Genomic DNA, 23,986 nt, shown 5'->3' with positions numbered 1-23,986 from the left:
GGAGTCTCCTCGCGTTGCGAAGGTCGGATCTAACGGACGTACAGGCATATATGTACAGGCATACGACGGAAGCTCGATCGGTATCGGACGTCCTCGGGCTTCCTGCCCAAGGTCACGGCGCCGCGTTGAGGCCGGTTCAACTCGTTCGGGTTGTTTCGAAAGTTGACGTTCGGGGGAATCGGCGGCCTCCGCGAGGTCTCCGGCAGACATTGCCGCGCACCGGCCGGGCCGATAGTTTCGGAGCGTACCGCTGGTCATGTACCTGCCCGGTCGCGAACCTCGCGCCCGGTGCTTCGCCATACCCGGATGATGTGGAGACCCCATGGCTCATCTGCCTTCCAGACGCCGTCTCGCCCTCGCGGCCCCGCTCGTGCTGTCGCTCACCGCCTCCCTCGGCTTCCTGCCGACGGCGGCGACCGCGGCGCCCGTCGCACCGGCCGGCTCCTCGGTCGCCGTCGAGGCCGGGACGCTGACGTACGTCGTCAACACGAAGGTGGACCGCCGCACGATCGCGTCGGTGAAGAAGGCGGTCACGGCGGCGGGAGGGACCGTCGTGATCGCGTACGACAGGATCGGCGTGATCGTCGCGCACTCCGCGAACCCGGCGTTCGCCGCCCAGATACGCACGGCGCGCGGCGTGCAGTCCGCGGGCGCGACCCGTACGGCGCCGCTCACCCCCGCCGGTACGACCGACGAGGGCGCGGTCCAGAAGCTGACGCGGGCGCAGGCCGCTCAGCTCGCCGCGGACGCGACCGCCGGTCAGGAGCCGATGGAGGCCGACCAGTGGGACCTGCGCGCCATCGGCGCGGACAAGGCCGCCGCGATCAACCCCGGCAGCAAGAAGGTCACCGTCGCCGTCATCGACACGGGCGTCGACGACACCCACCCCGACCTCGCCCCCAACTTCTCCGCCTCGCAGTCCGCGAGCTGCGTCGGCGGGGTCGCCGACACCACGCCGGGCGCCTGGCGGCCCGCCGACCCGGCCCACTTCCACGGCACCCACGTCGCCGGTGAGATCGCCGCCGCCCGCAACGGCATCGGCGTCGCCGGGGTCGCGCCGGGCGTCAAGGTCTCCGGGATCCGCGTCTCGCAGGGCCCGGGCCAGTTCTTCTACCCCGAGGCGGTCGTCTGCGCGTTCGTCTTCGCCGCCGACCACGGCGTGGAGATCACGAACAACAGCTACTACGTCGACCCGTACCTCTACAACTGCCTCGACGACCCCGACCAGAAGGCCGTCGTCGACGCGGTGAACCGGGCCCAGTCGTACGCCCAGCGCAAGGGCACCCTGAGCATCGCCTCCGCCGGGAACTCCAACCACGACCTCGACTCGGACGCCATCGTCGACACCACCAGCCCGAACGACACGACGCCGGTGTCCCGCACGATCGACCCGCACAAGTGCCTCGACGTCCCGGCGCAGCTCCCGGGCCTGGTCACGGTCAGCGCGACCGGCGTCAAGGGCACCAAGTCGTACTACTCGACGTACGGCTACGGCCAGGTCGACGTCGCGGCCCCCGGCGGCGACCGCTACCAGATCCCGGACACCCCGTCCCAGAACGGCCGCATCCTCTCGACGCTGCCCGGCAACACCTACGGCTACCTCCAGGGCACCTCGATGGCCGCCCCGCACGCCGCCGGTGTCGCCGCGCTCCTCAAGTCGACCCACCCGTGGGCGAGCCCGGCGCAGCTCACGGCCCTGCTGAAGATCCAGGCCGACAAGCAGGCGTGCCCGACCGAGCCGTACGACGGCAACGGTGACGGGGTCGTCGACGCGACCTGCGTCGGCGGGAAGTACTACAACGGCTTCTACGGCGCCGGCGTCGTCAGCGCGCTGAAGGCCGTCAAGAAGTAGTTCCGGTACGCCTCGGAGGGTGACGGCCCTCCGAGGCTCACCCGTTCGTGACCAGCACCTTCAGCGCGGTCCGTTCGTCCATCGCCTGGTAGCCGCCCGGGACGCCCTCGATGCCGACGGTCAGATCGAAGACCGGGGACGGGTCGAGGCGACCGTCCAGGACATCGGGGAGCAGGTCGGGGATGTACGCGCGCACGGGCGCGACGCCGCCGCGCAGGGCGATGTTGCGGGCGAACATCGTGGAGAGGTCGACGCCGGTGGCGCTGCCGTGCGGGACGCCGACGTAGCCGACCGCGCCGCCGTCGCGCGTGATGTCCAGAGCGGTGCGCATGGATTGTTCGGTTCCGACCGCTTCGACGACCGCGTGCGCGCCCTGCCCGCGCGTGAGGGCGCGTACGGCCTCCACAGCGGCCTCGCCGCGCTCGGCGACGACGTCCGTGGCGCCGAAGCGGCGGGCGATGTCGGTGCGGTCCCCGTGGCGCCCGAGGGCGATGATCTGCTCGGCTCCGAGGCGCTTGGCGGCCAGCACAGCGCACAGGCCGACCGCGCCGTCCCCGACGACGGCGACCGTCGCCCCGGGGCGGACGCCCGCGCCGAGCGCCGCGTGGTGGCCGGTGCCCATGACGTCGGAGAGGCTCAGGAGCGCGGCGAGCAGCCGGTCGTCCGAGGCCGCCTCTTGGGGGAGTTTGACCAGCGTCCCGTCGGCGTAGGGCACGCGCGCGGCCTCCCCCTGGCCGCCGTCATGGCCGACGGCGCCCCAGAAACCGCCGTGCTCGCAGGACGTCGTCAGCCCCTCGCGGCAGTAGTCGCACACCCCGTCGGACCACACGAACGGCACGACGACGAGATCCCCCACGCGCACGCCGGTCACCTCCGCGCCGACCGCCTCGACGGTCCCGAGGAACTCGTGCCCGATCCGCTGCCCCGGCTTACGCGCCGTCTCACCCCGGTACGCCCACAGGTCGCTGCCGCACACGCACGCGCGCAGGATGCGTACGACCGCGTCCGTGGGCCGCTGGATCACGGGCTCGGGGACGTCCTCCACGCGGACGTCGTAGGGGCCTCGGAAGATGGTCGCGCGCATGGGGAGGGGTCTTTCTCTGTTCCGGTTCGTGCCTTTTCACCGTACGCCGGGATGGGTAGAAGGCGCGCATCGGGGCAGGTCGGGGCCATTGTCAGTGGCGGCCTCTACGCTTCGGAGGCAGGCGGGAGGGGGCTGCTGGATGCAGGGGATCGAGAGCGTGGTGGCACGGCTGGCGGTGACGGTCGTGAAGGCGCTGCTCACGCCCAGACCGGGGGCGGGGCTGGTGGCGAAGCCGGTGCGCCCGCTGCCGAAGCCGGCGAGCCCCGAGCGGCTCGCGCGGGTGCTGGGCGGGCGGATCGAGGACGCGTACGGGGGCCTGCCCGAGCACGAGCGGCTGGCCGCCGTCGCCGCCGTGCAGGACACGTTCGCGGGCGCCGGCGAGCTGACGGCCGACCGGTTGTTCGCCGTGGACCTCGAACCCGCGCGCCTGGCCGCCGAGTTGCGCCGACCCGTGGCCGACCTCTCCACGCGGGCGCGTGACCTGTACGGCGAGCTGCTGGACCTGTGCTGCGTCCACCTCGTCGAGCAGCTCACCGCCCAGCCGTCGTTCGTCGCGCGGGCGGCGGTCGAACAGACGCGGCGCAGCGGGGAGTTGCTGCGGGAGCGGGCCGAGCCGCCCGTCGACGCCTTCGAGGGGCGGTACACGCGGTACGTCGCCGAGGCGCACGCGCGCGTGGAGCTGTTCGGGGTGACCCTCGGGGGGCGGCATCGGGCGGAGTGGCCGCTCGACACGGCGTACCTGAGCCTGTCGGTGAGCGGGGAGCGGCGGTACGAGCCGCTGCGCGAGAGCGCGCCGACGACCGTGCGGGTCGAGCACGCGCTCGCGGGCGGGGAGCGGCTGCTGCTGCGCGGGCCCGCCGGGTCCGGGAAGTCGACGCTGTTGCAGTGGGTCGCCTTCAACGCCGCCCGGCAGAGTTTCGGGGGTGAACTGGGCGACTGGAACCGGCTCGTGCCGTTCGTCCTGCGGCTGCGGTCGTTCCACTCCCCCGAGGCGCTGCCCCTGCCGGCGGACTTCCTGAGCGCGTCCGGAGTGCCGCTCAGCGCGCCCGAGGGGTGGGTCGAAGGGCTGCTGGAGAGCGGGCGGGCGCTGGTCCTGGTCGACGGGGTCGACGAGGTGCCCGCGCGGCTGCGGGACCATACCGAACGCTGGCTCCGCTCCCTGCTGACCGCGTTCCCCCACGCGCGGTACCTCGTCACGACCCGGCCCTCCGCCGTGCCCGAGGACTGGCTCGCGCCGCAGGGGTTCACCGCGCACACGCTGGTGCCGATGGACCGGGACGACATCCGCTCCTTCGTGCGGCACTGGCACGACGCGGCGCGGGAGGAGCGTCCCGGGGACGCGGCGCAGCTCGACCGGTACGAGGCCGGGCTCGGGGAGGCGGTGGGCACTCGCCGGGATCTGGGGCGGCTGGCGACCAACCCCCTGATGTGCGCGCTGCTGTGTGCCCTCAACCGGGACCGGCGCATGCAACTCCCCCGCGCACGCAAGGAGTTGTACGACGCCGCGCTCGACATGCTGCTCGTGCGGCGGGACTCCGAGCGGGAGATCGGGGCCGTGGAAGGGGTCTCACTGTCCCGGGAGGAACAGACCGTCCTCCTCCAGCGGCTGGCGTACTGGATGATCCGCAACGGGCAGGTGGAGATCGCCCGGGAGGAGGCGGTGGGGCTGCTCGGGGAGTGGCTGGAGGCGATGCCGCAGGTGCGGGCGCAGGGGGACGCGGAGCAGGTGTTCGCGCATCTGCTGATCCGGACGGGGCTGCTGCGCGAGCCGATGCCGGGGTACGTGGACTTCGTCCATCGGACGTTCCAGGACTACTTGGGGGCCAAGGCGGCGGTCGAGGCGCGGGACTTCGGGCTGTTGGTGAAGAACGCGCATGACGACCAGTGGGGCGACGTGGTGTGCATGGCGGTGGGGCATGCGCGCGTGGACGAACGGGCTTTGATTCTGCGGAAGTTGCTGCGGGATGCCAACAGAGTGCGGCTGCACCGGGACCGGCTGGTGCTGCTGGCGGCGGCGAGTCTCGATCACGCGCCGGAGCTGGACCCCGAGGTGCGGCGGGAAGTGGAGGCGCGGACGGGCGTGTTGATGCCGCCACGCTCGGACGAGCAGTCGGACGCCCTGGCCGAAGTGGGCCACCTGGCCCTGGAGTTGCTGCCGGGCCCCGAAGGGTTGACCGCGAAGGAAGCGGCGTCCGTGGTGCGGACGGCTCAACTGGTCGGCGGGGACACGGCGTTGGGGGTGATCACCCGGTTCCGGAAGGACGAGCGCCTCGCCGTGCGGACCGCGCTCGGGTATGCCTGGCAGGCGTTCGACGCCGTCCGGTACTTCGAGGCGGTTCTCGAAGGGACCGTCACCCCCGCCGAGATCCTGAACGTGCGCCGGGCCGAGGAGGTGCCGTTGCTCTCCCGCCTGCCTCAGCTCACCGGGCTGAACCTGATCGGCGACCACGGCATCCCCGAAGTGGCCGCGCGCCTCCCCGCACTGGAGTTCCTCGGCATGTTCCGCAACAGCGGGGTCGGCGGCTTCTCCCCCCTCAGGGAATTCCCGCGCCTGCGCCGGCTCTCCGTGAACCACTGCACGCGCGTCGCCGGTCTCAACTCCCTCGCCGGCTCCCCGCTGACCCACGTCTACCTCTACACCCCCGTCCTCCCGTTCTCCCTGGCCCCCTTGGCGGACCTCCCCGAACTCCAGCACCTGGCCTTCGACTTCCGGGCGCCCCAGACCCGCCTGGACCAGCTGTCCTTCGCACCCCGGCTCACCGGTCTCGGCCTCTTCGAGGAGGCGAGCGGCACCGACCTCGCCGGGATCGAGGCCATGACGCGTCTCGAATGGCTCACCCTCACCGGTGAGCGCCAGTGGCTCGACTTCCTGGCGCGCGGGGTGTGCTCGCCGCTGAGGTCGGTGCAGCTCATGGGCGTACCCCTCGTCGACTGCGCCGATCTGACGCCGCACCAGGACCTGACCAAGATCTACCTCTCCGGCGTCAAACAGGTCGCCGGCCTCGCGGCCCTCGCCGAACTGCCCCGCCTCAAGCTCATCGAGTTCTCCGGCTGCCACCACCTCGACCTCACCCCCCTGGCGCCCCTCGCCCACCTGGACATCCGCCTCTACCGCTGCAAGCAGCCCCTCGGCACCGGCCTCATCCCCCCGGCCCGCCTGGCCGTCGACTGAGAAAAACCAGTGGCCCCACCCCTCCCCTCCCTCCTACCGTCATCCCCACGGGGGCGGCTCCCCGGTGTGCTTCCTTCTTCATCGCCTGAAAAGCTCATAGCGCACCCCCTCTCCGCCCCCGCCTCTCACCTCACCTTCCGGGGGACCCCTCTTGCCCGAACTCGCCTCCGTTCTGCTGCGTCGTCTCCGTACCGTCTACGTCGACCAGCCGGGCCCGCGCCCGGGGGATCCGTCGACGGCGGACGGCATGACAGCTCTGGAAGCCGAGTTGCTGGACCGGGGGTTCGCGCCGAGCAGGCAGCTGAGGGATGCCCTCGCCTGGCTGGGTCCGGCCGGACTCGCGGGCGCGGGGCGGGAGTTGATCGGGTACATCGACGAGGAACTCGGCGCGGACCGTACGCACATGCCGCTGTTCCGGAACTTCCCGGTGTCCGTCCCGGAGGACACCGGGCGGCTGTGGGTGGACCGGGTCTTCACGCTGCTGCTCCAGTGGCCGCAGCAGCCGTGCGTCCTGTGCGCAACGGTGGCGAGCGTGCACCCGGTGTCCCCGTGCGCGCACCTGGTGTGCCGGGAGTGCTGGGACGGCGCCGACTACGCGGGCTGCCCGATCTGCCACCGCAGGATCGACGCGGCGGACCCGTTCCTGAAGCCGGTCCCCCGGGGAACCCGGCGTGACGACACAAGCGTGGGCCCGCTCAAGCTGCTCGCGCTGGGCACGGACGCGCGGGCGGACGCCGTCACGGCGCTGCGCACGCTCCTGGCCCGCCGTACGCCGCTGCCGCCCCGGGACCGGGAGGATCTCGGCGTACTGCTGGGGAGCGCTCCACGGGGCGTGGAGTGGTTCCCGGACGACGTGCCGGTCCGGGAGACCAAGGCGCTCGTGCTGGGCCGTCTGCTGGCCGTACAGAGCCGCCGTGAGGACGTTCTGCCGCTGCTGGACGCGCATCTGACGACCGCTACGGACGTGCTGCGGCTGCTGTGCGTGTGGTCCGGCGGGGAGGCGGACCTGCTGGAGCCGCCGAGGATGCGCTCGCTCCCGCGCGGGATCCGCCGGCACCTGCTCACCGTCCTGGAACGGTCCCCCCGCCTGGTGGAGGACGTGCTCCGGCACCCGACCGCCTGGAAGCGCGCCGCCGAGACGCTGCACCCCTTCGAGCACCACACCCGGCATCCCCGGACGACCCTCGCCTTCGCGGTCCTGCGGGGCACGCCGATGACGGGGGAACTCGGCGCGGAGATCCTGCGCACGGCGGCCGCCCACCCCGACGAGGTCCGCGTCGACGGCGCGCGCGTGCGAGCGGCGACCTGGCACGCGCGCGTGGAGGAGGCGCTGGCCGGCAGGCACACCCGCGCGGCCCTGGACCTGCTCGCCGAGCGCCCCGGCGAGCTGCTGCGCCGCCTGGACCACGTCCTGCGCCTGGACGGCCTCCAGGAACTGCCGGACGACTTCGCGGACGTGCTGCGCTCCGCTCTCCCGCAGGCGGGCCCCGCGCCCCTGCTGGCGGCGCTGGGGCGGCTGCGCGCCCGGCATCTCCCGGCCGAGCGCCGGGTGTTCTTCCCGCGCGGGCAGGTCACGCACGCGTACACGGTCGACGACACGCGCGCGCCGCTCGCCGAGGCGGTGACCGGCGCGGTGTGCGCGCTGCTGGAGGCGGAGGCGGTCCGGCGGCTCGGGTCGGCCCCGCGCGTGGAGCTGGCGGTGGTGGACTCGGCGCTGGCGGGGCTCGCCGTACCGGCGACGGAGCGGGCGGACGCGAAGGCGCTGGTGTCGGTGCCGCGCGGGAGCACGCAGCCGCTGCCGCGCGGCGAGGTGCTGCGGCTGTTCCTGCACTGGACGGAGCCCGCGCGCACGCGCGTGGACCTCGATCTGTCGGTCGCGCTGTTCGACGAGGAGTGGCGGCAGATCGGCCTGTGCGACTACACGAACCTGGTCCACGGCGACCGCTGGGCGGTGCACTCGGGCGATCTGACGTCGGCTCCGGCGCCGGAGGGGGCGACGGAGTACGTCGACCTGGACCTGGCCGCGCTGAGGGCGCACGGCGTGCGGTACGCGCTCCCGGTGGTGTTCAGCTTCAACAACATCCCCTTCGAACACCTCCTGGACGCGTTCGCCGGGTTCATGACCCTGCCGTCGGGGTCCGGCGCGGCGTACGACCCCCGGACCGTGCGCCAGCGGTACGACCTGGCCGGGGACTCGCGGATCCACGTCCCGATGCTGGTGGACCTTCAGGAGCGGACGTTCCTGTGGGTCGATCTGCACCTGTCGGGCTCCGAGGGGCTGCACAGTGCGGGCCGGCACTCGACGGCTCTCGCGCGGGCGGGCCGGGATCTGCACCAGTACTTCGCGTCGGGGCGCTCCACGCTGTGGGACCTGACGGTGTGGCACGCGGGTGCGCGGGCGCGGGAGGTGACGGTGATCCGGCGTGCGCCGGTGCCGGGGGCGCTCGACGAGCTGTGGCACTACCGGCGCGGTGACGGGGAGTCGGCCGCGTCGTTCGCCGCGCGCGTGCGCGTGCTGGACGTGCCCGACCGTCAGGAGCCGGTCGGGGACGCGGACGCGGCTGCGGCCGAACTCGCGGCGAAGAAGCGGGTGTTGCTGGGTCTGGTGCACGGCGGGGTGGCTCCGGAGGGGGCGAGCGGGGAGGTGTACCGGCTGCTGCCGGGGCCGGTCGACGGGGCGGGGCTGACGCCGCTGGCGGCGGGGGATCTGGTGGCCGCGCTGGGGTGAGGGGGCGGGGCTGTCGGTGCCGCCCCGTATCCTCAGGGACCATGCTCGAAGACCGTACGATCACCACCCCGTCGCCCACAGGCTGGCCCGACGCATACCCCGAGGGGTACGCCGTGGTCGACGTGGAGACCACCGGGCTCGCGAGGGACGACCGGATAGTGTCGGCGGCGGTCTACCGGCTGGACGCGCGCGGGGAGGTCGAGGACCACTGGTACACGCTGGTGAACCCGGAGCGGGATCCGGGGCCGGTGTGGATCCACGGGCTGACGAGTGACGTGCTCGAAGGGGCGCCGCTGTTCGCGGAGGTCGCCGAGGAGTTCTCGCGGCGCCTGGAGGGGCGCGTACTGGTCGCGCACAACGCGGTGTTCGACTGGCAGATGATCGCCCGCGAGTACGCGCGCGCGCAGCGGCAGGCGCCGGTGAAGCAGCGGCTGTGCACGATCGTGCTGAGCAAGGAGCTGGGTCTCCCGCTGCCGAACCACAAGCTGGAGACGCTGGCCGCGCACTTCGGCGTCGTCCAGCAGCGCGCGCACCACGCGCTGGACGACGCGCGTGTGCTGGCGGAGGCGTTCCGGCCGAGCCTGCGGGCCGCCGCCGCGCGCGGGGTGCGGCTGCCGCTGCACGAGTGCCGGCCGCTGACGGAGTGGCAGGACCGGCCCTCGACGCCGTGGATCGGCCGGCAGGGCGGCGGCTACCGGCAGCCGACGACGTGGCGGCCGGCCCGTAAGCGGCCCGCCTGCCCGTACCCGAACCCCGGCCGGTTCGAGGACGGCAAGCCGCTCAAGCAGGGCATGCGTGTCGCGTTCTCCGGCGACACGTCGACCGAGCGGGACCTCCTGGAGGACCGCGCGGTGGAGGCCGGTCTGCACGTCTCCACGAGCATCTCCCGCCTCACCAGCCTGCTGGTGACCAACGACCCCGACTCGGGCACGTCGAAGGTCCTCAAGGCCCGCCAGTTCGGTACGCCGGTCGTCGACGAGGCCGCCTTCGGCCAGCTCCTGCGGGACGTGGAGGCGGCCGACGCAGGCGAGTAGGACCCGCGTCCGACCCTGCCGGGACCCGCGCGCGGAGCGGGTTGTACGGTCGTGGGGTGTACCGCTTCCTGTTGTCCCGGCAGTGGGTGATCCTCACGCTGGTCGCCCTCGTCCTCATCCCTACGATGATCCGGCTGGGCATCTGGCAGATGCACCGGTACGAGACGCGGCACGCCCGCAACGAGCTGGTGGCGAGCGCGCTGCACGCGGCCCCGGTGCCGGTGGAGAAGCTGACGTCGCCGGGGCACGAGGTCACCCGTTCGGAGCGGTACCACTCGGTGACGGCGGTCGGCCGTTTCGACACCGCGCGTGAGGTCGTCGTCCGGCGCAGGGTGAACGCGGACGACGAGGTCGGCTTCCACGTGCTGACGCCGCTGGTGCTGGCGGACGGCAAGGTCGTGCTGGTGAACCGGGGCTGGATCCCCGCCGACGGGCCGAGCCAGACGGCGTTCCCGAAGATCCCGGCGCCCCCCGCGGGCCAGGTCACCGTCACGGGCCGGCTGATGCCGGACGAGACGACCGAGGCGAGCGGCATCAAGAACCTCAAGGGCCTGCCCGACCGGCAGATCATGCTGATCAGCAGCGAGCAGCAGGCGACCCGCCTGAACGCGCAGGTCCTCGGCGGCTACCTGGTCCTGACGGCCCCGGAGCCCCAGGGCGACACCCCCGAGCCGATCGGCAAGCCGGGTGACGAGAACGCGGCCCTGAACTACGCGTACGCCATCCAGTGGTGGCTGTTCGCCGCGGCCGTCCCCTTCGGCTGGTTCGTCCTGGTCCGGCGTGAGGTGCGCGACCGCGCGGAGAAGGCGCAGCGGGCGGAGGCGGACGAGCCGGAGAAGGCGGAGCCCACGGCCGTGTAGCCCGCGCGGGCGTGCGCCTGATTGCCGTGGCCCTCTCCGGGAAACCGGATCTCCATGCGTATCGAGGACTACGCCGTCGTCGGCGACGAACAGACCGCCGCGCTGGTCGGCCGGGACGGGTCTGTCGACTGGCTCTGCCTGCCCCGCTTCGACTCGGCCGCCTGCTTCGCGCGCCTGCTGGGCGACGAGGAGAACGGCCACTGGAGGATCGCGCCCAAGGGGGTGAGCGGTCCGTGCACCCGGCGGTCGTACCGGGGCGACACGCTCGTCCTGGACACCGAGTGGGAGACCGGGGACGGCGCCGTCCGGGTCACCGACCTGATGCCGCAGCGGGACAAGGCGCCCGACCTGGTGCGGATCGTGGAGGGGCTGCGCGGCCGGGTCACCGTACGCAGCACGCTGCGGCTGCGGTTCGACTACGGGTCGATCGTGCCGTGGATGCGCCGCTCGGACGGGCACCGGGTGGCCGTCGCGGGGCCCGACTCGGCGTGGCTGCGCAGCGAGCCGCCGGTGCGGACGTGGGGCGAGGACTTCGGTACGCACGCGGAGTTCGAGGTCGCCGAGGGCGAGCGGGTCGCGTTCGTGCTGACCTGGCACCCCTCGCACGAACCGCATCCGCCCCGTGTGGACCCCTACGCGGCCCTGGAGGCGTCGTTGGAGGACTGGGGCGCCTGGTCGGCCCGCTGCCGCTACAAGGGGCCGTACGAGGCCGCTGTGCGGCGTTCCCTGATCACGCTGAAGGCGCTGACGTACGCGCCGACGGGCGGCATCGTCGCCGCCCCCACCACCTCCCTGCCGGAGGAGCCGGGCGGCGTGCGCAACTGGGACTACCGGCACTGCTGGCTGCGCGACTCGACGCTCACCCTGGGCGCCCTGCTGTCGGCCGGCTACCACGAGGAGGCGGCCTCCTGGCACCGCTGGCTCCTGCGCGCGGTCGCGGGCGACCCGGCCGACCTCCAGATCATGTACGGCGTCGCGGGCGAACGCCGTCTGCCGGAACTGGATCTGCCGTGGCTGTCCGGCTACGAGAACTCCCGCCCCGTACGCGTCGGCAACGGCGCCGTCGACCAGCTCCAGCTCGACGTGTACGGCGAGGTCATGGACTCCCTCGCGCTCGCGCGGGACTCGGGGCTGCCCGCGCGCCCGCACGTGTGGGCGCTCCAGCACGCGCTGATGGAGTGGCTGCGCGACAACTGGCGCCAGCCCGACGAGGGGCTGTGGGAAGTGCGGGGCGGGCGGCGCCAGTTCACGCACTCCAAGGTGATGGTGTGGGTGGCCGCCGACCGCGCCGTACGCGCGCTGGAGACGTACCCGAAGCTGCGCGGCGACCTCGACGGCTGGCGCGAGCTGCGCGACACCGTGCACGCGGAGGTGTGCGAGCGCGGGTACGACGCCGAGCGGAACACGTTCACGCAGTCCTACGGGTCGGCCGACCTCGACGCCTCGCTCCTGCTGATCCCCCGCGTCGGGTTCCTGCCCGGCGACGACCCGCGCGTGGTCGGCACGGTCGACGCGGTCCGCGCGGAACTCGGCCACGACGGGCTGGTGCGCCGCTACAGCACCGACGGCACGACCGTCGACGGCCTGCCCGGCTCCGAGGGGACGTTCCTCGTCTGCTCGTTCTGGCTGGTCGACGCGCTGCATCTGACCGGCCGCCACAAGGAGGCGCTGGCCCTGTTCGAACGGCTCGCCGGGCTCGTCAACGACGTCGGGCTGCTCGCCGAGGAGTACGACCCCGTCGCCGGGCGCCAGCTCGGCAACTTCCCGCAGGCGTTCAGCCACATCGGGCTCGTCAACTCCGCCCTCGCCCTGTTCGGCGGCGGGGAGGCAGGATAGGGGCCATGGATCTTGGACTGAAGGACCGGGTGTACGTCGTCACCGGGGCCACGCGCGGACTCGGCAACGCGGTCGCGCGCGAGCTGCTCGCGGACGGGGCGAAGGTGGTCGTCTCCGGGCGGGACACGGAGCGGGTCGCCGAGGCGGTGCGCGAGCTGGGCCGGGGCGCGGTCGGGGTCGCCGTCGACAACGCGGACCCGGACGCGCCCGCCCGGCTCGTCGCCCGCGCGCGCGAGGAGTTCGGGCGGTTCGACGGGGTCCTCGTCAGCGTGGGCGGGCCGCCGCCCGGGTTCGTCGCGGACAACACGGACGAGCAGTGGGAGGCCGCGTTCCGGTCCGTCTTCCTCGGCGCGGTCCGGCTCGCGCGTACGGCTGCCGCCGAGCTGGACGAGGGCGGTGTCATCGGGTTCGTGCTGTCCGGGTCCGTGCACGAGCCGATCCCGGGGCTGACGATCTCCAACGGGCTGCGGCCCGGGCTCGCCGGGTTCGCGAAGTCCCTCGCGGACGAGCTGGGGCCGCGGGGCATCCGGGTCGTCGGGCTGCTGCCGGCGCGGATCGACACGGACCGCGTGCGCGAGCTGGACGGGTTGTCGGCGGATCCGGAGGCGACCAGGGCTGAGCACGAGGCGCGGATCCCGTTGCGGCGGTACGGGCGGCCGGAGGAGTTCGGGCGGACAGGAGCGTTTCTGCTGTCGCCGGCCGCTTCTTATCTGACCGGGATCATGGTTCCGGTCGATGGCGGGATGCGTCACGGGTTCTGACCCCTCAGCTGACCCTCTCCGCCTTGTGCTTCATCGCCCTCATCCTCACCTCCGCCGGCAGCGCCTTCAGCGCCGCCGAGTCCCGCGCGCGCGTGAGGGAGTGCGTGATGAAGTTCCGCAGTGCCTCCCCCGGGGACGCGTGCGGCTCCACCCTCAGGTGGACCTGCGTCTCCGGGGCGTCGCGGCGGCCGGTGAGGTGGACGCGCGCGTGGGAGACGCCGTCGAGGTGGGCCGTCTCGGTGGCGAGGACGTTCTCCAGGGCGCTGCCCCTGAGGATCGCCGACTCGCCGTCGCCGGTGTTGATGAGGACCTCGCCGAGGCGCCGGCGCCGGAGGTTCGCCGCGAGCCACCACAGGGCGAGCAGGACGACCAGCGCAAGCCCCCCGATGACCGTGGGCCACCACCAGCCCTCGTCGCGCCACCGGGTGCGCTGAGCGGCTGTCAGGAGGGCGTCGTGGCGGTCGCCGTGGATCCACCAGGAGGGCGCGTCGGCCCCCAGCCCGATCGCGAGGACCGGGCCGCCGACGGCGAGCAGGACCAGCCCCGCGAGGCCGAGCAGGACACGGTTGACGGTACGCAGCATCGGGGTCACCCCTTCCGGGCGGGTCGGCGGACATGGACCGCCAGGGCGGGCGGGTGGGCGAGCCCGAGCCCGTCCAGCGCCGCCGCGAGCGTGGCCTCCAGGTCGGCGCGGACCTCGCCGAGGTCACGGAAGTGGGACACCGTACGGACGTCGATACGGCGCCGTCCCATCCGCACGTGGACGGACTGGACGCCCGACACCTCCATCGCCCGGTCGCGCAGGACGAGGGAGGCGGCGTCGCGGTGCAGGCCCGCGCGGACGTCCGGGTGGGTCGGCCGCATCGGGAGGACGTCGCGGTGGCCCGGTGTCAGGGCCAGCGCCAGGAGCAGCAGTCCGAGGGCGGTCGCGATGCCCGCGCCGGTGAGGACCCAGGTGTCGTCCAGGGGTCGCTGGGCGAGCTGGTGGGCCAGTTCCCGGCGCCAGCGCATCGCGGGCCGGTCGGCGCGGACGGCGGCGATGTCGTACAGGAGGAGACCGGCGCCGGCGAGGACCAGGACGGCCGTGAGGGCGGCCGGTGCCCGGCGGGGGGACCAGAAGCGGCGTACGCCCGCCGGGCGAGGCGCCTCGGGCTCCAGGGTCCGGGCCTCGCCGCCCGCCCTGTCACCCCCGTACGCCTCTGGCTCTTTCGAGAGAATCACCGGCAGCCGCTGGGTCGTGCCTTCGCTGCCCCGGGGTTCGCTCATCGCGTCCTCCCCTGTGCCTCGCCGTGGGCCGCCGTCGGGTGGAGGCGTTCGATGGTGACGGCGACGTCCTGCACGTCCGTTCCCACCAACGCGCGTACCCGCTCGACCACGTTTCGACGCACCTCGCGGCAATGGGCCGCGATGTCGGTGGGGTAGCCGAGTTCGAGGAACACGCGCACGCGTGCGTGGTCGTGGGTGACGACCACCATGGCGTGCGGGGGCGCCGCGTCGGGCGGGAGGGGGCCGAGGGCCTCGCGGGCCGCCTGGGAGGCGATCTTCGCGACCACCCGGTCGGCGATCCGCGTCGCCCCGCGCTCCCCCGCCGCGACGGCCGACGTCATCGGCGCCGGTCGTCGCGCGAGCGCAGGAAGTCGCCGAGTTCCAGGTCCCCTTCGAGGAACCGGCCGACGACGAACCCGATGGCGCCGAGGGCGGCCACCAGGAGGAAGGCGCCGAACCCGCCGAAGTACCCGGCGAAGCCCAGCGCCATGCCGGCGATCATGCCGATGACGGCCCTGCTCATGTGTGGTCCCTTCGCGTCCCTGGACACCGGGTCACTGGATCCGGGGTTCCGGCTCGTCGTCCTCTTCCTCGGGCAGCTTGACGTCGCTGACGGCGATGTTGACCTCGACGACCTCAAGGCCGGTCATGCGCTCGACGGCGGCGATCACGTTCTCCCGCACGGCCCGCGCGACGTCCGCGATGGAGACGCCGTAGTCGACGACGATCTCCAGGTCCAGCGCGGTCTGCACCTCGCCGACCTCGGCCTTCACGCCCCGCGAGACGGACTTGGAGCTGCCGGGGACCCGGTCGCGGACGGCGCCGAAGGTGCGGCTCAGCCCGCTGCCCATGGCGTGCACACCGACGACGTCCCGTGCGGCGAGCCCCGCGATCTTCTCCACGACGCCGTCGGCGATCGTCGTCCGCCCCCTGGTCGCGGGGTCTCCCCCGCCGCGCTTCACGGCCTTGCGCACCGCCTGATCGGTCTCGCCGACGGGGTTCTGCGTGGTGTCGGTCATGATCCGTACGTCCCTTCCGGACGGCTCTCTTCGACCAGACCAACCGTAAGCGCGGTTCACCCATAGCGCTCCGGGGATGCGGCAGGCTGGTGGAATGACTGCGGAGCAGCACTGGCGTCAGACGGTCCGGCAGCAGCTCGGACTCGGCAGGTTCCTCCCCCTCGGCGGCCCCCGTGACGGCTGCTGGCTGGCGGAGAGCGCGGCTCGGGCGGCCCTCGCGCGGGCGGTCGCGGGCACGGTCGAGGGCGCGCGGCTGGGCCCGCTGCGGCTGGAGCTCGCCGATCCCGGGGCCGCGCACGAGCCGGTCGTACCGCCGCCCCCGGCCGCCCTTCCGCCGGGCCCCCTGAGAATGTCCGCCGAGTTCTCCGCCCGCCCGACGGAGCCGCTGCCGAACTCCGCCGCCCGCCTGCGTGCCGCCCTCGCGGCGGCGTCGGCGGAGCGCCTCGGGCTGGTCGTGACGGAGATCGACCTGCGGGTGACGGGCCTGGTCCTGCCGGACGACCCGGCGGACGAGCCGGAGCCGCTCCCGCCGTGGAAGGGGCCCCTGGCCGAGGCGCTGTCCGGGGTGCCGGGGGTGCTGGGCGGCACCGTACGGCTGGAGGACCGGCCCGGCCCGAACGCGCTCCCGCGCCCGCACGCGCGCGTGGAGGTCGCCGTACGCGCGGACCTGCGGGCGCTGGATGTGGCGCGGGAGGTGCGCGCGGCGGTGGGGCGGCTGGCGGGCAGCCCCACGGTGGCGGTGCTGGTGATCGCCGTGGGGTGAGAGGCGGGCGGGCCGGTCCCGTGCCGGTCGTCGGCCCTCTGCGGCCCTGGGCCCGCCTACTCCCCCAGCCCTGCCAGGTCCCTGAGGCGGCGGGCCTGGGCCGCGCGTTCCGCCGCGCGCTGGTCGTCGTAGGTGCGGCCTGCGGCGCCCTGGAGGAGGGCCTTGGTCTCCACGACCGCGTCGCGGGGGGCTGCCAGGAGGGGGGCCGTGAGGGCCTTGACGGCCGTGTCGAGGTCGGCGGCGGGGACGACCGCGTTGGCCAGGCCGATACGGAGGGCCTCCTCGGCGTGGACGTAGCGGCCGGTGAGGCAGATCTCCGCGGCGCGGCCGTAGCCGACCAGGGTCACCAGGGGGTGGGTGCCCGTGAGGTCGGGGACGAGGCCGAGGCTGGTCTCGCGCATCGCGAACTGCACGTCGTCGGCGACGACGCGCAGGTCACAGGCGAGGGCGAGCTGGAACCCCGCGCCGATGGCGTGGCCCTGGACGGCGGCGACGGACACGATGTCGCTGCGCCGCCACCAGGTGAAGCCCTCCTGGAACTCGGCGATGGCGGCGTCGAGTTCGGCGTCGCCACGGCGTGCGAGGTCCACGAGGGACGGTTCGCCCTCGATGCCTTCGGGCGTGAACATCTGCCGGTCGAGGCCGGCGGAGAAGGACTTGCCCTCGCCGCGCAGCACGACGACACGGACGGAGCCCGGCAGTGACCGCCCGGCCTCGGCGAGCGCCCGCCACAGCGCGGGGCTCTGCGCGTTGCGCTTGGCCGGGTTGGTCAGCGTCACCGTGGCGAGCGTGTCGTCGACGGTGAGCCGTACGCCGTCCTTGTCCAGTGCCGGTGCGAGCGAAGCCATGGGGCGCCTCCGATGGGTGCGGTCACCTGAGTACAGCTAAGTGACTGCACAGTAACCACCCGGTCGGTCAGTGTGCCGACCGGGTGGCCACCATCGAAGAACGATGGGCCGCCCGACGTCAGGACGAAGCGGCCTTCTTGCCCCTCGTCGCGCCGCCACGCCCACGGAGCGTGACGCCCGACTCGCTGAGCATCCGGTGGACGAAGCCATACGAGCGGCCGGTCTCTTCGGCCAGCGCCCGGATGCTCGCACCGGAGTCGTACTTTTTCTTCAGGTCTGCCGCGAGCTTGTCGCGCGCGGCGCCGGTCACCCGGCTGCCCTTCTTCAGAGTCTCGGCCACCCGTGCCTCCTCATGGGAAGTGCGCTCTTGGTCCCCTCATGATCACCCCTCCCGGTCGTCCTGGCCACCCATTCGGCAAGGTCCGTGGATGAGGGTTTTGACGACAGGAGTCCGTCCCCACAATCGGAATCCGGAATTCCGCTCGGCCGCGTCCGTCCCGTCGAACGCCACTTTGCGTGAACATGCAGGTCAGAGAGACACAGCGGCCGACCCCCCGTCGACGGTTGTCGACAAAGGGGCCGGCCGTGAAATCCGGAACGGACACACCTCGATACGAGGAGATCTCACACAGATGATGGATCACCGGTAGGCCGAATGATCCATACTCAGTGGATCATCCATTCGATCAAGCCAGGGCGACGAGATCCGCGTAGTCCGCGCCCCACAGGTCCTCGACGCCGTCGGGCAGCAGGATGATCCGCTCGGGCTGGAGCGCCTCCACCGCGCCCTCGTCGTGGGTGACGAGGACGACGGCGCCCTTGTAGGTGCGCAGCGCGCCGAGGATCTCCTCGCGGGAGGCCGGGTCGAGGTTGTTGGTGGGCTCGTCGAGCAGCAGGACGTTCGCCGAGGACACGACGAGCGTCGCGAGCGCGAGGCGGGTCTTCTCGCCGCCGGACAGGACGCCCGCGGGCTTGTCGACGTCGTCCCCGGAGAACAGGAACGAGCCGAGCGTCTTGCGGACCTCGACGAGGTCCAGGTCGGGCGCGGAGGAGCGCATGTTCTCCAGGACCGTGCGCTCCGGGTCCAGCGTCTCGTGCTCCTGCGCGTAGTAGCCGAGCTTGAGGCCGTGCCCGGGCCTGACCTCGCCGGTGTCGGGCTTCTCGACGCCCCCGAGGAGGCGCAGCAGGGTCGTCTTGCCGGCGCCGTTGAGGCCGAGGATGACGACGCGGGAGCCCTTGTCGATGGCGAGGTCGACGTCCGTGAAGATCTCCAGGGAGCCGTACGACTTCGACAGGCCCTCCGCCATCAGCGGGGTCTTGCCGCAGGGCGCGGGCTCCGGGAAGCGGAGCTTGGCGACCTTGTCAGAGACGCGGACCGCCTCCAGGCCCGCGAGGAGCCGGTCGGCGCGCTTGGCCATGTTCTGCGCGGCGACCGTCTTGGTGGCCTTGGCGCGCATCTTGTCGGCCTGCGAGTGCAGGGCGGCGGCCTTCTTCTCGGCGTTCTGCCGCTCGCGCTTGCGGCGCTTCTCGTCGGCCTCGCGCTGCTGCTGGTAGAGCTTCCAGCCCATGTTGTAGACGTCGATCTGGGCGCGGTTGGCGTCCAGGTAGAACACCTTGTTGACGACCGTCTCGACGAGGTCCACGTCGTGGGAGATGACGATGAAGCCGCCGCGGTAGGTCTTCAGGTAGTCCCGCAGCCAGATGATCGAGTCCGCGTCGAGGTGGTTCGTCGGCTCGTCGAGGAGCAGGGTGTCCGCGTCGGAGAACAGGATCCGGGCCAGCTCCACGCGGCGGCGCTGACCGCCGGAGAGCGTGTGCAGGGGCTGGCCCAGCACGCGGTCGGGGAGGTTCAGCGCGGCGGCGATCGTCGCGGCCTCCGCCTCGGCGGCGTACCCGCCCTTGGTCAGGAACTCGGTCTCCTGGCGCTCGTACTGCCGCAGGGCCTTGTCGCGGGTGGCGCCGCTGCCGTTGGCGATGCGCTGCTCGTTCTCGCGCATCTTGCGGATCAGTACGTCGAGCCCGCGCGCGGAGAGGATGCGGTCACGGGCGAGGACGTCGAGGTCGCCGGTGCGGGGGTCCTGGGGGAGGTAGCCGACCTCGCCGGAGCGGGCGACCTGGCCCGCGGCGGGCTGGCCCTCGCCGGCCAGGACCTTCGTCAGGGTCGTCTTGCCCGCGCCGTTGCGGCCGACGAGGCCGATGCGGTCGCCCTTGGCGACGCGGAAGGTGGCGCTCTCGATGAGGATGCGGGCGCCTGCGCGCAGTTCGATACCGGAGGCGGAGATCACGGACAGACTCCAGGGCGTGATGGGGTGGCTGGACGAGGGTGTGCGGACGATCCCGTCGTCTAATGCGCGAGGAGAATGGCCATGAGGCCAGTCTAACGGGGGCTCGCAAGGTGTTTTGCGGCCTCGGGTGCTACGCCGTCCGGGTGAGCTGCGGGGGCGCTGCCGTCGATCGCGCTGCACGCTGGGCGCATGCAGTTCGACGACGACGCTCCGCTGGACACCTCCGAGGTGCAGGACGTGCGCGGGAGCCGGATCCCGGGCGGGCGGGCCACCGTGGGCGGCGGGATCGCCGGGGTGATCGCACTCCTGCTGGCGCTGTTCCTCGGGGTCGGCCCCGATCAGCTCGGGCTCTCCTCGGGCGGCGACGAGCCGGCCGCCACCGCCTCCTCCCTGGCGCAGGTGCAGCAGACCTGCCGGACCGGGCGGGACGCGAACACGAAGGACGACTGCCGGATCGTGGCCGTCGTCAACAGCGTGCAGGACTACTGGAGCGAGGAGTTCCGGCGGCGCGGCGGGACGTACACGCCGTCGCCGACGGTCCTGTTCAGCGGGCGCGTGAACACCGCGTGCGGAGCGGCGAGTGCCGCCGTCGGGCCGTTCTACTGCCCCGGCGACCGCAAGGTCTACCTCGACCTGGGCTTCTTCGACGAGCTGCGTACGAAGTTCGGGGCGAGCGGCGGCGCCTTCGCGCAGGCGTACGTCGTCGCGCACGAGTACGGCCACCACGTCCAGGACCTCCTGGGCACCCTCAGGCGCGCGCAGGACGGCCGGACCGGGGTGAACAGCAACGCGGTGCGGGTGGAGCTCCAGGCGGACTGCTACGCCGGTGTCTGGGCCCGGCACGCCACCACCACCCGGGACTCCGCGACCGGGCGGCCCCTGCTGACGGACCTCACCGACGCCGACATCCGCGACGGCCTCGACGCGGCGGCGGCCGTCGGGGACGACCGGATCCAGGAGCGGTTCCAGGGGCGGGTCACGCCGGAGTCCTGGACGCACGGGTCGGCGGCGCAGCGGCAGCAGTGGTTCGACACCGGGTACCGCAGCGGCGACATGGACCGCTGCGACACCTTCCGCTGACCGGGCTCGTGCGGTTTCCGACCCGGTTGTCAGTGGCGGGTGCCAGACTGGTCCACAGGTGATATTCCGGCGGAAATCCTCAGGGAGTGGTCGGTATGGCGGGAGCGGTCAGCGGGCGCCCGAGCATCTGCCCGACGGTGCTGTACGGCGACGCGAAAGCGGCGATCCGGCAGCTCACGGAGGCGTTCGGCTTCACGGAACTGACGGTGTACGAGGGCGAGGGCGGCGTGATCCTGCACGCCGAACTGGTGTACGGCAACGGGGTCGTGATGCTCGGCTCCAAGGGCCGGGGCGGGGTCTTCGACGCGGCGATGAAGGGCGCGGGGCCGACGGGGACGTACGTCGTCGTGGACGACGTGGACGCGCACCACCGGCGCGCGGTGGAGCAGGGCGCGGAGATCCTGATGCCGCCGACGGACCAGGACTACGGGGCGCGGGACTACCTGGCGCGGGACCTGGAGGGGAACGTGTGGTCGTTCGGGACGTACGCGCCGGAGGTCAGGGGGTGACGGCGCGGGGGCGGTGGGGGACGCCCCCGGCGGGTCAGCTTCCCCCGGTGTGGACCTGGAAGGCCGCCCTGCGGACGGCTTTCGCGAGGGCCGGGTCCGGGTGGGCGGCGGCGAGGGCGACGAGTACCTGGACGGTGCGGGGGTGGCCGACCGCGCGGACCTCGTTCAGGAGCGCGGGGACGGTCGGCTGGAGCGCGGATTCGAGGTGGCGCACCAGCATGGGGGCCTCGCCGTGGTCGGCGACGGCGGCGGCCGTGTCGACCCAGAGCCAGGTGGCCTCCTCGCGCGTGAGGACCTCGTGCGCGTCCTCGGGGTCGACGCCGTCGTGCTCCGCGAGCCACAGCAGGGCGTACGGGCGCAGCGCGGGTTCGTCGACGACGGCGCGGACGTCCGGCTCGGCCGGGGCGCCGACGACGCGCAGCGCCTCGAAGGCCAGGCCCCGCAGCAGCGCGTCCTCGCCGCGCGCGGCGACCAGGAGTTCCGTCACCGCGCTGCCGACCGTGCGGGCCGCGAGCCAGGCGCGGTACTCGGAGCGGGCCGCGTTCGGGCGCAGTTGGGCGCAGCCGCGGAGCATGTCCTCGGCGGCCTGCTCGATGTTCCCGGCGGGGCTCTGCGCGGCGACGCAGATCTGCTCCAGCTTGACCCAGGTCGCCCAGCTCCCCAGGGGGGTGAGGGTGGCCTGTCCGTCACCGCAGGTCAGCGCGCCGACGGAGGTGAGGGCGTGGAGGGCCCAGTCGAGGAGGGGGGTGAGCTCGACGGGGTCGGCGGCCTGCGCGGGCTCCGCGAGGCCGAGGGGAGCGGCGGTCGCGGTGGTGAGCGCCGGGGCGGTGAATCCGGTGGCCTCGGCCGTCGCCGCGTCCCCGTCCGCCCCCGCGGCGTACGGGATCTCGCAGCGTTCCGTGCGCAGTTCGGTCACGCGCTGGGCGAGGAGGTCGAGGAGCTGGTCGACGGGGACGGGTCCGGCGGAGAGCTGGAGGAAGGAGAGGACCTGCGGCATCGCCGAGACGACCTCGGCGACCGTCGCGGGCTCCTCGTCGGCCGGTTCGGTGATCGCGAGGGACCAGGCGTCGAAGAGGGCCACCCAGCCGCGCAGCACCGCGCTGTCGTCGCGGTCCCAGGCGCGCAGCCGCCAGCCGGGGCGGGCGCTCGCGCCGTGCACCTCGATGAGGCCGGCGAGGCGCGCGGTGTCCCAGTCGGCGCGGACCTGGTCGACGCTCAGGCCGAGGTCGCTCGCGGCGCGCTCGGCGGTCGCGTGGGAGAGGGTCGCCCTGCCGTCGATGGTCGCGGCGTCCTTGCCGGGACCGAGGGCGTTGTCCGCCCAGCGGGCCACGCGGGCGGCGGCGGCCAGGCCCGAGCGAGCCATTCTGGCCAGTTCCGCCGGGGCCGGTGTGCCCTCCGGGGGGCGGGGCGCGGCGCGGCGCGGGCGCCGCTGGTTCACAGCTGAGGGGGCGGCGGCCAGGGGTCGCGGGCGGACGAGTCGAAGCCTGGAGTCGCGCGGGATACGGGACGTCACGGGTGCAGTCTTCCGGTTGACGGTCCGAAAACCCAAACGGAATGTCACGGGGGGCTACGGGACTGGCCAACGCACAAGGTGCGGAGAGGGGGTCGAGGGGGTGTCCGGCACGGGGACGGGCTCAAGCGGAATCCCCGCTACCGGGGGTGCCGGGTGTGCCGGGACTCACACCGCAGGGGCATGGGGAGGGAACGCGGGGGCGCGCACCGGTCGTTCACATCAACGGCGTCAGGAACCTCCGCAGCGTCTCCTCGTACGCCGCCGGGTCGGCGTTCCACATCGCGCCGTGCGGGGCGTCGTGGACCTCGTGGAAGGTGGCGAGCGCGGGCGCCCGGGCGGCGAGGCGGCGGGAGAGGGCCCAGGGGGCGACGGTGTCGCCGGGGCCGTGGACGATCAGCGTGGGGACGGCGGGGAGCCTCAGGTCGTCGTCCGGGGGCTGCCCGCCGTCGCCGAGGCGGCCCAGGGCCGCGCGGACCGCGAGCGGGAGCAGGGCGCCGGGGGCGCGGCGCGCGGAGGCGAGGGAGCGCAGGGTCGTCCGCCAGTCGAGGACCGGGGAGTCGAGGACCAGGCCGGAGACGCGGTCCGCGAGGCCGGAGCGGGTGGCCGCGCGCAGGGCCATCGCGGCGCCGGTCGACCAGCCGAGCAGGACCACCCGGTCCGCGCCGCGCCCGAGGGCGTACCGCATCGCCGCGTCGACGTCCCGCCACTCCGTCGTGCCGAGGTGGTTGAGGCCGTCCGGCGAGCGGGGCGCCCCCTCGTCGCCCCGGTAGGCGGGGACGAGGACCGGGAAGCGGCGGCGGTGCAGGAACCCGAGGACGTTCAGGGCGTGTTCGCGGCCCGCGCCGAGGCCGTGCACCGCGATCACCCACGTCCGGCGCGCACCGGGCACGAACCAGCCGGGCAGCGCGCCGAGTTCACCGGGGAAGCGGACGTCCGTGTGGGCCAGCCCGAGGGCCGTCGTCGGGTCGCCGACGTGCAGGTTCGGGGTGAGGCGTACGGCCGTGCCGGCGCCGAGGGTGCCGTACGAGACGCGTTCGAGGCGGCGGACGACCGTGTCGGCGTCGTGCGGGGCGTCGGGGAGGACCGGGCCGACCACCGCGTGGACGTCGGCGCCGGTGACGCCGTAGGTGCCGGGTCTGAGGGCGGCGAGGTGGCGGGTGAGGGTGAGCCGGCCCGGCGCGGTGGCGTGGACCGTGAGTCTCGGTTCCGTCGGCAGGGGGCGGCCGGGCGGGGCCTTCAACGCCGTGTCGCTCACCACCCGGCCCGCGGCGACGCTCGCCGCGCCGGCGGCCACTGCTGCGGAGACGGCGAGGGCCGTCGCTTTGACTGGGCGCACGCGTCCAGTGTCCGGGTGACGGGCGGGGGCGGCCAGTGGA

21 protein-coding genes are annotated in these 23,986 nt (G+C 73.4%); 10 read left to right on the top strand and 11 right to left on the bottom strand.

Going from position 1 to position 23,986, the window contains the following annotated elements:
- Positions 1-322: 322 nt before the first annotated feature.
- Positions 323-1,852 carry a S8 family serine peptidase gene (locus ACLZOT_RS46285; RefSeq protein WP_416975299.1) on the top strand — a complete coding sequence of 510 codons (1,530 nt, stop codon included), beginning with the start codon at positions 323-325 and terminating at the stop codon, positions 1,850-1,852.
- A 37-nt stretch (positions 1,853-1,889) separates the two neighbouring features.
- Here ACLZOT_RS46285 and ACLZOT_RS46280 read toward each other — a convergent pair whose 3' ends face one another.
- Positions 1,890-2,936, bottom strand: a complete 1,047-nt coding sequence (locus ACLZOT_RS46280; protein WP_416975298.1) for a zinc-dependent alcohol dehydrogenase family protein — start codon at positions 2,934-2,936, stop codon at positions 1,890-1,892.
- A gap of 139 nt (positions 2,937-3,075) precedes the next feature.
- Between ACLZOT_RS46280 and ACLZOT_RS46275 the strand changes: the two genes are divergently transcribed.
- The 6 genes from ACLZOT_RS46275 (at position 3,076) to ACLZOT_RS46250 (ending at position 13,327) form a co-directional block, all read left to right on the top strand.
- The gene (locus ACLZOT_RS46275) at positions 3,076-6,108 is read left to right on the top strand and encodes an NACHT domain-containing protein (protein WP_416975297.1); all 3,033 of its coding nucleotides are present in this window, start codon (positions 3,076-3,078) and stop codon (positions 6,106-6,108) included.
- Between the two features lie 151 nt (positions 6,109-6,259).
- Positions 6,260-8,836, top strand: coding sequence for an MXAN_6230/SCO0854 family RING domain-containing protein (locus ACLZOT_RS46270; protein WP_416975296.1), 2,577 nt, complete (start codon positions 6,260-6,262; stop codon positions 8,834-8,836).
- Positions 8,837-8,877: 41 nt separating this feature from the next.
- On the top strand, positions 8,878-9,870 hold the full coding sequence (locus tag ACLZOT_RS46265; RefSeq protein ID WP_416975295.1) for a DEDDh family exonuclease: 993 nt from the start codon (positions 8,878-8,880) through the stop codon (positions 9,868-9,870).
- Positions 9,871-9,926: 56 nt separating this feature from the next.
- Positions 9,927-10,730, top strand: a complete 804-nt coding sequence (locus ACLZOT_RS46260; RefSeq protein WP_416975294.1) for an SURF1 family protein — start codon at positions 9,927-9,929, stop codon at positions 10,728-10,730.
- A gap of 54 nt (positions 10,731-10,784) precedes the next feature.
- Positions 10,785-12,566, top strand: coding sequence for a glycoside hydrolase family 15 protein (locus tag ACLZOT_RS46255; protein WP_416975293.1), 1,782 nt, complete (start codon positions 10,785-10,787; stop codon positions 12,564-12,566).
- Positions 12,567-12,571: 5 nt separating this feature from the next.
- Positions 12,572-13,327 carry an SDR family oxidoreductase gene (locus ACLZOT_RS46250; protein WP_416975292.1) on the top strand — a complete coding sequence of 252 codons (756 nt, stop codon included), beginning with the start codon at positions 12,572-12,574 and terminating at the stop codon, positions 13,325-13,327.
- 4 nt (positions 13,328-13,331) lie between these two features.
- Here the strand turns inward: ACLZOT_RS46250 and amaP are convergent, their stop codons facing one another.
- From amaP to ACLZOT_RS46225, 5 genes are read right to left on the bottom strand one after another with little or no spacing between them, the layout of a single operon-like run.
- Positions 13,332-13,910, bottom strand: a complete 579-nt coding sequence (gene amaP, locus ACLZOT_RS46245; protein ID WP_416975291.1) for an alkaline shock response membrane anchor protein AmaP — start codon at positions 13,908-13,910, stop codon at positions 13,332-13,334.
- Between the two features lie 5 nt (positions 13,911-13,915).
- On the bottom strand, positions 13,916-14,593 hold the full coding sequence (locus ACLZOT_RS46240; protein WP_416975290.1) for a DUF6286 domain-containing protein: 678 nt from the start codon (positions 14,591-14,593) through the stop codon (positions 13,916-13,918).
- Complete coding sequence (locus ACLZOT_RS46235) at positions 14,590-14,934, bottom strand: hypothetical protein (RefSeq protein ID WP_416975289.1); 345 nt, start codon at positions 14,932-14,934, stop codon at positions 14,590-14,592. The genes ACLZOT_RS46240 and ACLZOT_RS46235 overlap by 4 nt, the downstream gene beginning before the upstream one ends.
- On the bottom strand, positions 14,931-15,116 hold the full coding sequence (locus ACLZOT_RS46230) for a hypothetical protein (RefSeq protein ID WP_355876387.1): 186 nt from the start codon (positions 15,114-15,116) through the stop codon (positions 14,931-14,933). The genes ACLZOT_RS46235 and ACLZOT_RS46230 overlap by 4 nt, the downstream gene beginning before the upstream one ends.
- A gap of 31 nt (positions 15,117-15,147) precedes the next feature.
- Positions 15,148-15,612, bottom strand: coding sequence for an Asp23/Gls24 family envelope stress response protein (locus tag ACLZOT_RS46225; protein ID WP_416975288.1), 465 nt, complete (start codon positions 15,610-15,612; stop codon positions 15,148-15,150).
- Between the two features lie 94 nt (positions 15,613-15,706).
- On the opposite strand from ACLZOT_RS46225, the gene ACLZOT_RS46220 reads away from it, so the two are divergent.
- A complete protein-coding gene (locus ACLZOT_RS46220) occupies positions 15,707-16,375 on the top strand; it encodes a nucleopolyhedrovirus P10 family protein (RefSeq protein WP_416975287.1) in 669 nt (222 codons plus the stop codon).
- Between the two features lie 56 nt (positions 16,376-16,431).
- Here the strand turns inward: ACLZOT_RS46220 and ACLZOT_RS46215 are convergent, their stop codons facing one another.
- The 3 genes from ACLZOT_RS46215 to ACLZOT_RS46205 form a co-directional block, all read right to left on the bottom strand.
- Positions 16,432-17,223, bottom strand: a complete 792-nt coding sequence (locus tag ACLZOT_RS46215; RefSeq protein ID WP_416975286.1) for an enoyl-CoA hydratase/isomerase family protein — start codon at positions 17,221-17,223, stop codon at positions 16,432-16,434.
- 118 nt (positions 17,224-17,341) lie between these two features.
- Positions 17,342-17,563, bottom strand: a complete 222-nt coding sequence (locus ACLZOT_RS46210) for a helix-turn-helix domain-containing protein (RefSeq protein ID WP_004002281.1) — start codon at positions 17,561-17,563, stop codon at positions 17,342-17,344.
- 346 nt (positions 17,564-17,909) lie between these two features.
- Positions 17,910-19,508 carry an ABC-F family ATP-binding cassette domain-containing protein gene (locus ACLZOT_RS46205; protein WP_416975285.1) on the bottom strand — a complete coding sequence of 533 codons (1,599 nt, stop codon included), beginning with the start codon at positions 19,506-19,508 and terminating at the stop codon, positions 17,910-17,912.
- Between the two features lie 189 nt (positions 19,509-19,697).
- On the opposite strand from ACLZOT_RS46205, the gene ACLZOT_RS46200 reads away from it, so the two are divergent.
- Both ACLZOT_RS46200 and ACLZOT_RS46195 read left to right on the top strand, forming a co-directional pair.
- Complete coding sequence (locus ACLZOT_RS46200; RefSeq protein ID WP_416975284.1) at positions 19,698-20,588, top strand: neutral zinc metallopeptidase; 891 nt, start codon at positions 19,698-19,700, stop codon at positions 20,586-20,588.
- A gap of 95 nt (positions 20,589-20,683) precedes the next feature.
- A complete protein-coding gene (locus tag ACLZOT_RS46195) occupies positions 20,684-21,097 on the top strand; it encodes a VOC family protein (RefSeq protein ID WP_416975283.1) in 414 nt (137 codons plus the stop codon).
- A gap of 34 nt (positions 21,098-21,131) precedes the next feature.
- Here the strand turns inward: ACLZOT_RS46195 and ACLZOT_RS46190 are convergent, their stop codons facing one another.
- Positions 21,132-22,610 carry a hypothetical protein gene (locus ACLZOT_RS46190; RefSeq protein WP_416975282.1) on the bottom strand — a complete coding sequence of 493 codons (1,479 nt, stop codon included), beginning with the start codon at positions 22,608-22,610 and terminating at the stop codon, positions 21,132-21,134.
- 214 nt (positions 22,611-22,824) lie between these two features.
- Positions 22,825-23,946: an alpha/beta hydrolase gene (locus ACLZOT_RS46185; protein WP_416975281.1), complete on the bottom strand. Its 1,122-nt coding sequence runs from the start codon at positions 23,944-23,946 to the stop codon at positions 22,825-22,827.
- Positions 23,947-23,986: the final 40 nt, after the last annotated feature.

Source organism: Streptomyces sp. 4F14 (assembly GCF_048159485.1).
Lineage (GTDB): Bacteria > Actinomycetota > Actinomycetes > Streptomycetales > Streptomycetaceae > Streptomyces.
Note: the sequence above shows the minus strand (reverse complement) of the source record. Positions and strands in the feature narration are given on the sequence as shown.

Excerpts from the sequence above, each read along its gene's own strand:
- ACLZOT_RS46285 (WP_416975299.1), top strand. The coding sequence starts at position 323 with ATGGCTCATCTGCCTTCCAGACGCCGTCTCGCCCTCGCGGCCCCGCTC.
- ACLZOT_RS46280 (WP_416975298.1), bottom strand. The coding sequence starts at position 2,936 with ATGCGCGCGACCATCTTCCGAGGCCCCTACGACGTCCGCGTGGAGGAC.
- ACLZOT_RS46275 (WP_416975297.1), top strand. The coding sequence starts at position 3,076 with ATGCAGGGGATCGAGAGCGTGGTGGCACGGCTGGCGGTGACGGTCGTG.
- ACLZOT_RS46265 (WP_416975295.1), top strand. The coding sequence starts at position 8,878 with ATGCTCGAAGACCGTACGATCACCACCCCGTCGCCCACAGGCTGGCCC.
- ACLZOT_RS46255 (WP_416975293.1), top strand. The coding sequence starts at position 10,785 with ATGCGTATCGAGGACTACGCCGTCGTCGGCGACGAACAGACCGCCGCG.
- ACLZOT_RS46250 (WP_416975292.1), top strand. The coding sequence starts at position 12,572 with ATGGATCTTGGACTGAAGGACCGGGTGTACGTCGTCACCGGGGCCACG.
- amaP (WP_416975291.1), bottom strand. The coding sequence starts at position 13,910 with ATGCTGCGTACCGTCAACCGTGTCCTGCTCGGCCTCGCGGGGCTGGTC.
- ACLZOT_RS46240 (WP_416975290.1), bottom strand. The coding sequence starts at position 14,593 with ATGAGCGAACCCCGGGGCAGCGAAGGCACGACCCAGCGGCTGCCGGTG.
- ACLZOT_RS46235 (WP_416975289.1), bottom strand. The coding sequence starts at position 14,934 with ATGACGTCGGCCGTCGCGGCGGGGGAGCGCGGGGCGACGCGGATCGCC.
- ACLZOT_RS46230 (WP_355876387.1), bottom strand. The coding sequence starts at position 15,116 with ATGAGCAGGGCCGTCATCGGCATGATCGCCGGCATGGCGCTGGGCTTC.
- ACLZOT_RS46225 (WP_416975288.1), bottom strand. The coding sequence starts at position 15,612 with ATGACCGACACCACGCAGAACCCCGTCGGCGAGACCGATCAGGCGGTG.
- ACLZOT_RS46220 (WP_416975287.1), top strand. The coding sequence starts at position 15,707 with ATGACTGCGGAGCAGCACTGGCGTCAGACGGTCCGGCAGCAGCTCGGA.
- ACLZOT_RS46215 (WP_416975286.1), bottom strand. The coding sequence starts at position 17,223 with ATGGCTTCGCTCGCACCGGCACTGGACAAGGACGGCGTACGGCTCACC.
- ACLZOT_RS46200 (WP_416975284.1), top strand. The coding sequence starts at position 19,698 with ATGCAGTTCGACGACGACGCTCCGCTGGACACCTCCGAGGTGCAGGAC.
- ACLZOT_RS46195 (WP_416975283.1), top strand. The coding sequence starts at position 20,684 with ATGGCGGGAGCGGTCAGCGGGCGCCCGAGCATCTGCCCGACGGTGCTG.